The organism is uncultured Gelidibacter sp. (assembly GCF_947500795.1).
GTDB lineage: Bacteria > Bacteroidota > Bacteroidia > Flavobacteriales > Flavobacteriaceae > Gelidibacter.
This window is the reverse complement of sequence record NZ_CANMTE010000001.1, coordinates 791,652-803,006: the sequence shown is the minus strand read 5'-3', so window position 1 is coordinate 803,006 and position 11,355 is coordinate 791,652. Positions and strand designations below refer to the sequence as shown.

The following is an 11,355-nucleotide window of genomic DNA, read 5'->3' as shown; positions in this document are numbered from 1 at the left end:
ACGTCAAATCAAAATCTGTAACTTCTTAAATGTATATCTTGAGGGAAGACCGACGCTGGAGACCAGAGCCGAAAATTATGGATCTATTAACATGTTTTTGATTTTGGGGTCAACATTAATTTACTGTAACAAAACAACATATAACTCATTTAGTAAACAAATTTACGTGTTGAAGGGACTAAAATAATCGTTCAAACGGATATAAACAACACTTTATCGATAAAAAATGCATTTAATCGAATGAAAATATGAAGACTATAGTATTTATAAGGCATGCAAAATCCTCTTGGGAGCACAATATCACTGATTTACAGCGTCCTTTGAGCAAGAAGGGCATCTCTGATGCGAATTTACTGTCAGAGATCTTTAAAGATTACAATTTTCAGCCTGACGTTATATTTTCAAGTCCAGCACTCAGAGCTTCAAGTACTTGTGAAATATTTATGAGAAATTTAAATTCTCCAAAATCGTTGCTGTTTATCGATGAGCAGATTTATGACTTTGGTGGCAATCGTGTTTTGAGATTTCTGAAGCATATGGACGATGCGTTTAATGAGGTCATGATTTTTGGGCATAACCACGCTTTTACAGAATTGACCAACAGTCTAGGGGACAAGCCGCTCGATAATTTACCAACTTCAGGTATCGCAATGATTCAATTTGACATTGATCAGTGGAAAGACTTAAAGAAGGGCACTACCAAAATGATCCTAAAACCGAAAGACTTTAGGTAGGTAATTGGTTCACAATGGTTTTAATCAAGCGTTGCCTTGTGAGCTTCTCGCAATGTTAACAAATAACTATTCCTTATCTACTCCCTTTATTTTGAGTTATAAATAGAATATATTTGTCAGAGATTAACTTCAGTTTGCATTTAATGGTTACAGATATAAATTCCAATACATACATCAATAGAGAGTTGAGCTGGTTACAGTTTAACGAGCGTGTTTTACAAGAAGCTGAAGACGAAGGCGTGCCCCTCATTGAGCGACTTCGGTTTTTAGGTATTTTCTCCAATAACTTAGACGAATTTTTTAAGGTGAGATATGCCACAGTCAAGCGTATTTATGAAGCCGGAAAAACAGGTAAAAGTGAATTGGGCGGAATTTCTGCAGGTGAATTGTTAGAGATCATCACCCAAATTGTTATCAAGCAACAAAGTGATAGTCTCGAGATTTTAGCAACCATCCACAAACGGTTGGAAGATGAAAATATTCATATTGTCAACGAAACACAAATCGATGACTCCCAACATAAGTATATAAAAAAATACTTTATTCAACATGTAAGTCCAGCGCTGGTGACGATTATCTTGAGCGATTTGGTAAAGGTGCCAACCTTAAAGGATAACGCCGCTTATTTGGCTGTTAAAATGGAGTTGGGCAATAATCAAAAGCAATATGGGCTTATTGAAATCCCGAAAACAATGGACCGTTTTGTTGTGCTTCCAAAAAAAGGACAGGACAATTACATCATCATGTTGGACGATTTGTTGCGCTATTGCTTGGATGACATCTTCAATATTTTTGAATATAAATCGGCATCTGCCCACATGATTAAAATTACGCGTGATGGCGAATTGGATTTTGAAAGTGATTTGAGTAAGAGTTTCATCGAGAAAATCTCTGATAGTGTCAAGCATCGCCAAACGGGTGAACCGGTGAGATTTGTGTACGATAAAACCATCGATCAGGAAACGTTACTTTTCCTATTAAATATGATGGGAATTGATTCGAAGGATAGTGTTATTCCTGGCGGCCGATACCATAATAGACGCGACTACATGGATTTCCCAAGTTTGGGAAGAACAGATTTATTATATGAAAAAATAAGTCCTTTACCAGTTAAGGGGTTAAGTTTGGAGACCAGTATTTTCAAAAATATCGCAAAAAAAGATTATTTACTCCACACGCCATATCACACGTTTTCATACATCGTTAAGTTTTTAAGGGAAGCAGCCTTAGATCCGCAGGTAAAACATATAAAGATTACCATTTACCGATTGGCACAAATATCCCACGTTGCCAGTGCATTAATAAATGCAGCTAAAAACGGTAAAAAAGTGACCGTGGCTATTGAATTACAGGCACGTTTTGATGAACAGGCCAATATCGACTATGCGGAACAGATGGAATCCGATGGTATAAATTTGCTATTTGGCGTAAAAGGCTTGAAAGTGCATAGTAAAATGTGCGTCATTGAGCGTGAAGAGAATAAAAGAATAAAACGCTACGGCTTTTTGAGTACGGGGAATTTTAACGAATCGACCGCCAAACTTTATACGGATTTCACTTTGTTTACATCCGATCAGAAGATTTTAAAGGATGTTGTAAAGGTGTTTGACTTCTTCGAAACCAATTACAAGATTTTCAGGTATAAGCACATTATCGTTTCTCCTCATTATACAAAGACGAAGCTTTTTAAACTGATTGATACCGAAATTGATAATGCCAAAAATGGCAAACCTGCCTATATTAAGTTGAAGCTCAATAGCATTTCAAGCTATATGATGGTAGATAAACTTTATGAAGCGAGTAGGGCCGGTGTTAAAATTCAGATGATTGTAAGAGGCATCTGCTGTTTAGTGCCAGGAATCAAGGGAATGAGTGAAAACATTGAGGTTGTGAGTATTATTGATAAGTTTTTGGAACATACCAGATTATTGGTATTTTGCAACAATAATGATCCAAAAGTGTTTATTTCATCAGCAGATTGGATGTCTCGAAATATCGAAAATAGAGTAGAAGTTACCTGTCCTATTTTTGATAAGGATATCAAGAATGAATTGATGGATATTTTTGAAATCACTTGGAAGGATAACGTAAAAGCCCGTTTGTTGTGTGGCTCACACGAAAATAAATACCGACATAATAACTTGCCAAAGGTAAGGGCACAGTTTGCCATTTATGATTATTATGTCAATAAATTACAGGAATAGACTATGTTGACTATCAAAAAATATGCGGCAATAGATATTGGCTCCAATGCGGTGCGCTTGCTGATTTCAAATATTATTGAACAGAAAGGAAAACCAACCCTTTTCAAAAAGAGTTCTTTGGTACGTGTACCTATTCGTTTGGGAGCTGATGTGTTTTTAAATCAGCAAATTTCTCCGGAAAATGAACAACGCTTGATAGACACTATGAATGCGTTTAAACTGCTCATGAAATCACATAAAGTTGTGGCTTATAAAGCGTGTGCAACTTCGGCAATGCGTGAAGCTATAAATGGCGATGCTATTGTGAAAAACATTAAAAAGCACTCCAAGATAAAGATTGATGTTATTGATGGTGAAGAAGAAGCTGCGATTATTGCTGCTACAGATTTGAATAGTTTTATCGACAAAAGTAAAACCTATTTATATGTAGATGTTGGTGGTGGTAGTTCAGAATTTTCAGTGATTGATAAAGGCATTACGACGGCTTCCAAATCGTTCAAAATTGGTACGGTAAGATTGTTAAATGATATTGTTCAAAAAGAAGTTTGGCAAGAACTGGAACTATGGATCAAGCAGAATACAAAAGATTTTGAAAAAATTGATCTTTTAGGTTCTGGAGGGAATATCAATAAAATATTCAAAATCTCAGGAAAAGCGATGGGTAAACCCCTAACGTATTTCTATTTGACATCTTATTATAACATGCTTCAAACGTATAGTTATGAAGAGCGTATTACGGAATTGGACTTAAATCAGGATAGGGCAGACGTTATTATTCCGGCGACGAGAATTTATCTTTCTGCTATGAAATGGAGCGATGCCAAATATATATATGTACCGAAAATCGGACTTTCAGATGGGATTATTAAGAGTGTTTATTTTGGCTCCGTTTCCAGTGTAAATATGCTTTAAACAGTTTGTTTTATTTCGATTTACTATCGATTTCTATTTAGTATAACTCATGAAAAAAGCTCCAATACTGTTGGAGCTTTTTTATTTTAAATATTTAAATCTGATTATGAATTCTACATGAATTAGCCGTGAATCGTTTCACTTTTGCTTAAGTTTTTCATGATTTCAGCTTCAAATTCTAAAAGGGTATTCCATTTTTTATCGACCTCTTTCCTGTCGCCATATTGTCTTGCGAATCCTAAAAACATGGTGTAATGGTTGGCTTCACTTACCATTAATTTTCTGTAAAACTCTGCCAATTCTTTATCTTCTAATTCTTCAGATAACAAACGGAAACGCTCACAGCTTCGTGCTTCAATTAAAGCGGCGTAGAGCAGTCTATGAACCAACTGCGTCGTTCTACTGCCTCCTTTAGGGAAGAAGGTAAGGAGTTGAATAACATACTCATCCTTTCTATCTCTTCCTAACGTCCAACCTTTTTCAAGAATCTTATCATGTACCATTTTAAAATGACTGATTTCTTCCTTAACTAACGCCACCATTTCTTGAACCAACTCGGTATATTCAGGAAAACTAACGATTAATGAAATTGCGGTACTGGTGGCTTTTTGCTCGCAATACGCATGATCAGTTAAGATCTCTTCAATATTTTTTTCAACGATATTGACCCAACGTGGATCAGTAGGTAATTTTAATCCGAGCATAATTTTAAGTTTATTTTGATATCAATCGTTTATAAAAACGAACGATTTTTAAAGTATTAATCTTTGAATTTAACTGCGTTCTTCAATTAAATTAAGTGTTTGTTGACCATCAATAGCAATGGACATTCTGAAAAGTTTGTACGCTGTCGTATTCGGGTTGATGAATGAAATATCCAATTTTATGTCATCCGAGGAAGACAGTTCCTGATTTACCCAAGCATGTTGCAGGGTCGCATTCTTCCAAAACGGATCGGTGTCTAAACCTTGAAATTGTTTTGCAGAAATATGCGTGTTTAGAATGTCCTTAGTAGCCGTAGAAATGGTTACTTCTGACTCAAATACCCGTTGATAATTTATGCTTTTTGTATGATCACTTGAAGTCTTTGAAATCAGAATTTGATCATCCATAAGCGCATAGTTCTTAATCCTGACCTTTACAAAATTTGCAATTATTGTATCAGTGACTATTTCTACATACGATTCCGGATTATAAGTAACCACCTGAATCGGCGTAGCTTTTAGATTAAACTCGGCTACCGCTTGTTCCAAAGCTTCTTTCTTGGTCTTCCGCCCATCACAGCTAACAAATGCTATAGACATTAAAGCTACTAACAGTAAAATGTGTTTCATAGTCAAGCTATTTAATCAAAATCAATCCTGAAAAATATTGCGACAAACGATTTATATATCCAAACCAAAGGTCTTTCTCAAAAGCTCAATGTTTGGATTTTTCTCTTTGAATTTTTCGTATTTCTCAATGGGAGTAAAGGCATATTTTTTAGAGATTTCCTCATTCACATGAATCTCTAAAGATAAATTAAAATTCCGAAGTGATTTTCTCAGATGTTCCATCAACGGAAATTGCGAGCGTTCCAATTCAATCTTAAGAGATTCATTTGGGAACTCAACGTGAATTTCAGTGCCTTTTAAAACGGGCTTGCTCATTTCTAAAATGGACATCATAATCTTTTCACCTTTTGAGTTTAAAGAATTGATGTATGTTGTCCACGCCTCATCGAAAGCCTCCTTTGTAAAATCCTCGGATGGTAAGTCATTGGGATCAATGACCACTTCCATTTGTCTGATGAGATGTTCCTTTTTTGCTTTAATACTTTTTAATGATAAGCCTGAAGTCCGCTTGCTATCAAGTTTTAAATCAATTTTAGGAATCGTTTGCTGCGCATACGGATTCTGCGTTGCCAGTGGTTTAGAAGGTTGTGGTGTTACGGGTGTAGGTTCAGCGACCGTATTGGTAACTGGTACTTCTTTTTTTGGAACCGTTACGGGAACGGGTTTTATACCTTTTGCCTTAAAGTAAGAGGCAGGAATTATGTAATGTTTGCTATTTTTTTTTTCTCCATCAAAAGTGATAGAGGCAAGCTGCATTAAAGTCAGTTCAACGAGTAAGCGTTGATTCTTACTACTTTTAAATTTGAGATCACAGTCGTTGGCCAACTCTATGCCCTTCATCAGGAATTCATAGGAAGCTTTTCTACACTGCTCCATATATTTAAGTTTGGTGTCCTCACCAACCTCAAGAAGTTCTATGGTATGCTCATTTTTACAAACCATTAAATCTCTAAAATGAGATGCCAATCCGGCAATATAATGGTGCCCGTCAAAACCTTTAGATAAGGTGTCATTAAATTGAATGAGCAATTCCGGGATTTTATTCTCTAAAATTAAATCGGTACTTGTAAAATAGGTTTCGTAATCAAGAACATTCAAGTTCTCAGTTACCGCTTGTCTTGTTAAGTTTTTGCCAGAAAAACTGACTACTCTATCAAAAATGGAAAGCGCATCACGCATGGCACCATCAGCTTTTTGAGCTATAATATGGAGCGCATCATCTTCAGCATCAATTCCTTGTTCTTCAGCAATATATTTTAAATAGTGTTTAGCGTCCTTAACAGTGATGCGTTTGAAATCGAAAATCTGACAACGGGATAAAATCGTTGGAATGATTTTGTGCTTTTCTGTAGTTGCTAAAATAAAAATACAATGTTTTGGTGGCTCTTCTAAAGTCTTCAAAAATGCATTAAAAGCGGCTTGAGAGAGCATATGCACCTCATCAATAATATAGACTTTATACTTTCCAACTTGTGGCGGAATCCTAACTTGATCCGTTAAATTTCTGATATCATCTACCGAGTTGTTAGACGCGGCATCCAATTCAAAAATATTAAAAGCGAAATCCTCATCTTCCTGTTCAGAACCATCACTATTAATCATTTTTGCCAAAATACGTGCGCAGGTTGTTTTACCAACACCACGCGGACCCGTAAAGAGTAGGGCTTGGGCTAAATGGTTATGTTCAATGGCATTCAGTAACGTATTGGTAATAGCCTGCTGGCCCACAACATCCTTGAATGTTTGAGGTCTATACTTGCGTGCCGATACGATGAAATGTTCCATTGATAAATCTGAATTTAGTACAACATCATGGATGCTAAACTAGAAGTAACAAAGTTATAAAATCAGTTCTAAATACGTAGTCACAACGGCCGATTTTAGTATTAGTTATTAACAAAAAATGTTAGATGTTGACGCTCTTCAAAAAATTTCGGTTTAACGAAAGCGAGATTTTGGATTTAGAGTCAACTTTAGGCATTTAAAACTTTAAGTAGTTAAAACTTTAAAGTAACTTTGACCCCAAGTAAGTCGCCTTATCGCTGAATGCTCAACTAGCTTGGACATTTGGAGGAAAGTCCGAACACCGTAGTGCAACATAATGGTTAATGGCCATCGGTCGTGAGATCAGGAAAAGTGCAACAGAAAGTATGTACAGGTAATGCTGTAGTGAAACCAGGTAAACTCTATGTGGTGCAATGTCATGTATACCAACGTTTGAGGGCGGCACGCTCGATTGTTGGAGGGTAGACAGCTAAAGTGTGCTGGTAACAGTACACTCAGATAAATGATAAGGGCTTTTTCTTTTTATAATTTATTTTATACTGAAGAAGTACAGAATTCGGCTTATAGATTTACTTAAATAAACAAGCCCTTTGGAGTGATCTAAAGGGCTTTGTTTTATTTATTGATGAATGTATATGGTCTAGGTTATAGTCAATTCAGGTCTTTCGAAGTAACTAAATACGCTGCTTCCATAATGCTTTGAGTAACTAAAATAAGGAAGTTCAGAAAGATCCATCTGTTTAGCGTGTTCCACAATTAAAATGCCATCGTCTTCCAAAAGGTTATTTTGAAAAACCAACTCCGGAATTTTCGAAAACAATTCCATGCTAATTCCATAAGGCGGATCAGCGAAAATCACCGTTGCTTGTAGTTTTGCAGTTTCTAAGAATTTAAAGACATCGCTTCTAACAGTTTTGATGTCCATTACAAATTCTTCAGCAGTTTTATTGATGAATTTAATACAACCTGCATCTTCATCCACACAAGTAATATCTTCTGTGCCTCGAGATGCAAATTCATAGCTGATGCTTCCTGTTCCCGCAAATAAATCTAAAACGGAAATCTCGTCAAAATAATAATTATTGTTGATCACATTAAAAAGCGCTTCCTTGGCCATATCCGTGGTTGGACGCACTGGTAGTTTTTTTGGCGGCGTAATGCGTCTTCCTTTAAATTTACCTGAGATTATTCGCATGAGTTAAAACTGTTTAAAATAAGGGTGTGTTGATGTTTGGATGCATTGATGTCAATACTATCAAACGTAAATGATTGTGATGGTTTATCAAACTCTACAAATCGAATATAGGTATAAAGCATATTAAAGAGTGCATCATCCTTCTCAATAATCCCTGTTAATTTAACAATAAGGGTTTCCGGATCCAACTGCAGCTGCTCAATTGCAAAGAGTATAAAGTAGATAAAATCTTCTTTGGTGTCGTATTCAAACGTATTGTAAAGTTGCAGTTGTCCTTTTTTGACCACGACCATCTCATAATGAAACGGTGCCACATTAATATACATTTTGTCATCCTCAGCGCCTTGTTCTTCTTTTAATGCATGTTCCATTAAAATGGTGGAGGCGTGTTTGTATTCAAATTCCCCATAGACATCAAAAACATAATTATTGATGTTCACATAAGGTACAAAAACATTCACACTATTATTGGCCGCAATGGTATCGTGGGAAATGAAATCGGTTTTGATAATTTTAGAACTGAACTTTAAATAGTCGGCTGAATGTTCTTCGTTAAAATATTCTGCCGGAACTAAGTTGGACAGGTCATTTTGGAAAATTACCAAAACGCTATCAAAGTGCTCTCTTAAAAGCGATTCTTCAGCAATGGCTTTTTTGAGATGGTCCAAAACAGCTTCTGGTGTAAGTTTATTTTTAAAGTCGATGCGCTTTAAATAGTCCACTTTAGTGTCAGCACTGTTTAGTATACAAAAAGAAAGTCCACTCAAACTAATTTGAATGGACAGTTTTTTTAAGATATGTGATTCCAATTTAATCTCTCGTTGAGTAGTTTTTCGGCCAGTTTCCGTTAGTTTTAACTTCATCCATTGAACCTACCATAAGTTTTGGTCCGTTAACGCCATCAACAGAAACCACTTGCTTTTCTTTAGCAATTAAGTTTTTGTCTTCGCCATCTAAGATGAGAGCTTTATCAACGCTAGCTTCAAAAACAGGAATGTTTTCTAATTTACCAGCTTTCAATGAGAACTTTGTACCTGGTTTACCTACAGGCACATTCATCATTGTTTTATAACGTGTATCAGCTCCAAATAAAGAATCCTTAACAGATACAAAAGCTAAAGTATCAATAAGTACAATGTCTTTCATTATTGTAACGCCTCCAAAAAGTTTTGTAGCTTCCGCATCTACAATAGAAGAATCTCTTCGTTGTGTGATTACATATTTACCTGTATCAACAAATTTTATTAAAGCATCAAAGTTATCAGTGAATTTGCCGTTTACTTGTTTGTATGCTAATTCAGCATCTCTAATATCGATTAGTTTTTCAATAACAGCAGCATAACGCTTTTCTTTAAGTTGATTGAATTGGATTTCTCCATATACTGACATAAAGGTAGAATAGCCTAGAAAAGCAATAGCCACCCATAGAACAATATGTAAGATTGGCTTAAAGTTTTTAGGAACAAATTTGTCAATCAACCAAACGATTCCAATCGTAAGAAGGATAACAATTACAATAGCAAGAATTACTGTTAGCATAGTTTGTGAGTTTATTTTTATAAATGGTCTAACGCAAATCTACAATTTTTTTTTATTCACGAAAACCAATCCCTATAAAAATGACAAAATTAAAAAATGTGAGGTCTTATATATTGTAGAAAGCTTACAAATATTGAGGTATAAAGTTACAACAATCCCTTATAAACCTTATCTTTCGGCTTTAAGAAAAATGAACGACAGAAATATGAATGCCTCCGATTTTTATAAACTTTTAAAACAAAAATTTCCTTTTGAACCCACATTAAAACAGAATATTGTACTAGATCAGCTTTCTAATTTTGTTTTTGATACCAATAATAACCAAATCTATCTCCTAAAAGGATTCGCAGGTACCGGAAAAACTAGTATTATTGGAACATTAGTATCCAATTTATGGCATATTAAGAAAAGTGCGGTATTAATGGCTCCAACTGGAAGAGCTGCTAAAGTGATTTCTAATTACTCGGGCAAAGAAGCCTTTACCATACATAAGAAAATTTACTTTCCTAAAAAAGACAAAGGCGGTGGGGTGAAGTTTGTGATGCAGCCCAACAAACATCGCAATACCATATTTATTGTTGATGAAGCCTCGATGATTCCTGATGCACCTTCGGATTCCAAATTGTTTGAAAACGGCTCTTTATTGGATGATTTGATGCAATACGTCTATTCTGGACACAATTGCAAACTCTTACTTATTGGAGATAAAGCGCAGTTGCCACCTGTAAAGTCTGATTTAAGTCCGGCGTTAGATAGTGTGCAACTAAATCTTAATTATAACAAAAGCGTCATTTCCATGGAATTGGACGAGGTGATGCGTCAAGCAGAGGGTTCAGGTATTTTGATGAATGCCACCAACCTCCGCGATGTTTTGGAAGGTGAATTTTATGAGTCTTTTAAAATTAATCTGAAAGGCTATTCAGATATTGTCAGGCTTGTGGATGGCTATGAGATTATGGATGCTATCAATGATGGATATTCCGATCAAGGAAATGAAGAGACGGCCATCATTGTAAGGAGTAATAAACGTGCCAATTTGTACAACAAGCAAATTAGGGAGCGTATTTTAAATAATGAGAATGAGCTTACCGTAGGCGATTTTCTAATGGTCGTAAAGAATAATTATTTTTGGGTAAAACCAACTTCAGAAGCCGGTTTTATTGCTAATGGCGATATTATTCAGGTGTTGGAAATCTTTAGCATTCAGGATTTATATGGATTTAGATTTGCAGAAGTGAAAGTGCAAATGGTCGATTATCCAAAAATGGCACCTTTTGAAACGGTTTTACTTTTAGATACTATTGAAGCGGAATCCCCATCCTTACCTTATGAAGAATCTAACAAATTGTACCTTGAAGTGCAAAAAGATTACGAAGAGGAAACTTCCAATTATAAAAAATTTCTAAAGATTAAGAACAATAAGCATTTCAACGCTTTACAGGTAAAATTTTCTTACGCCATTACTTGTCATAAATCGCAAGGTGGACAGTGGCACACGGTTTTTGTGGAACAACCTTATTTGCCAAACGGTATTGATAAAGATTATTTGAGATGGCTTTATACCGCAATGACCCGTGCAAAAGAGAAATTATATTTGATAGGGTTTCCCGATGAGTTTTTCGAATCTTAATATAATATATCTATCTAGAATA

At 35.5% G+C, this 11,355-nt stretch carries 10 protein-coding genes and 1 other RNA gene; 5 read left to right on the top strand and 6 right to left on the bottom strand.

The annotated features are described in order from the left end of the window. Positions 1-248 precede the first annotated feature (248 nt). From Q0947_RS03535 to Q0947_RS03525, 3 genes are all read left to right on the top strand, one after another. Positions 249-734, top strand: a complete 486-nt coding sequence (locus Q0947_RS03535) for a histidine phosphatase family protein (RefSeq protein WP_299391475.1) — start codon at positions 249-251, stop codon at positions 732-734. A gap of 143 nt (positions 735-877) precedes the next feature. Next, positions 878-2,938 (top strand): polyphosphate kinase 1, encoded by a 2,061-nt coding sequence (gene ppk1, locus Q0947_RS03530; RefSeq protein WP_299391473.1) that lies wholly within the window; start codon positions 878-880, stop codon positions 2,936-2,938. A gap of 3 nt (positions 2,939-2,941) precedes the next feature. After that, entirely contained in the window at positions 2,942-3,850 is a 909-nt protein-coding gene (locus Q0947_RS03525; RefSeq protein WP_299391470.1) for a rod shape-determining protein, read from the top strand. A 122-nt stretch (positions 3,851-3,972) separates the two neighbouring features. On the opposite strand, the gene Q0947_RS03520 is transcribed toward Q0947_RS03525, so the two are convergent. The 3 genes from Q0947_RS03520 to dnaX all read right to left on the bottom strand — a co-directional run bounded on the left by Q0947_RS03520 (position 3,973) and on the right by dnaX (position 6,969). Next, entirely contained in the window at positions 3,973-4,554 is a 582-nt protein-coding gene (locus tag Q0947_RS03520; protein ID WP_299391468.1) for a tRNA-(ms[2]io[6]A)-hydroxylase, read from the bottom strand. Positions 4,555-4,623: 69 nt separating this feature from the next. Further along, a complete protein-coding gene (locus Q0947_RS03515) occupies positions 4,624-5,184 on the bottom strand; it encodes a hypothetical protein (RefSeq protein WP_299391465.1) in 561 nt (186 codons plus the stop codon). A gap of 51 nt (positions 5,185-5,235) precedes the next feature. Continuing rightward, on the bottom strand, positions 5,236-6,969 hold the full coding sequence (gene dnaX, locus Q0947_RS03510) for a DNA polymerase III subunit gamma/tau (RefSeq protein WP_299391463.1): 1,734 nt from the start codon (positions 6,967-6,969) through the stop codon (positions 5,236-5,238). A 238-nt stretch (positions 6,970-7,207) separates the two neighbouring features. On the opposite strand from dnaX, the gene rnpB reads away from it, so the two are divergent. After that, positions 7,208-7,549: RNase P RNA component class A (rnpB, locus tag Q0947_RS03505), an RNA gene on the top strand. A gap of 60 nt (positions 7,550-7,609) precedes the next feature. Here the strand turns inward: rnpB and Q0947_RS03500 are convergent. Genes Q0947_RS03500 through Q0947_RS03490 form a run of 3 tightly spaced genes read right to left on the bottom strand, consistent with a single transcriptional unit; the run spans position 7,610 to position 9,703 of the window. Further along, positions 7,610-8,164, bottom strand: a complete 555-nt coding sequence (locus Q0947_RS03500; RefSeq protein ID WP_299391461.1) for an RsmD family RNA methyltransferase — start codon at positions 8,162-8,164, stop codon at positions 7,610-7,612. Next, positions 8,155-9,027: a DUF3822 family protein gene (locus Q0947_RS03495; protein ID WP_299391458.1), complete on the bottom strand. Its 873-nt coding sequence runs from the start codon at positions 9,025-9,027 to the stop codon at positions 8,155-8,157. The genes Q0947_RS03500 and Q0947_RS03495 overlap by 10 nt, the downstream gene beginning before the upstream one ends. Next, positions 8,975-9,703: a hypothetical protein gene (locus Q0947_RS03490; protein WP_299391456.1), complete on the bottom strand. Its 729-nt coding sequence runs from the start codon at positions 9,701-9,703 to the stop codon at positions 8,975-8,977. Before Q0947_RS03490 ends, Q0947_RS03495 begins: the two co-directional genes overlap by 53 nt. A gap of 205 nt (positions 9,704-9,908) precedes the next feature. On the opposite strand from Q0947_RS03490, the gene Q0947_RS03485 reads away from it, so the two are divergent. Further along, positions 9,909-11,333 carry an ATP-binding domain-containing protein gene (locus Q0947_RS03485; RefSeq protein WP_299392780.1) on the top strand — a complete coding sequence of 475 codons (1,425 nt, stop codon included), beginning with the start codon at positions 9,909-9,911 and terminating at the stop codon, positions 11,331-11,333. Positions 11,334-11,355 lie beyond the last annotated feature (22 nt).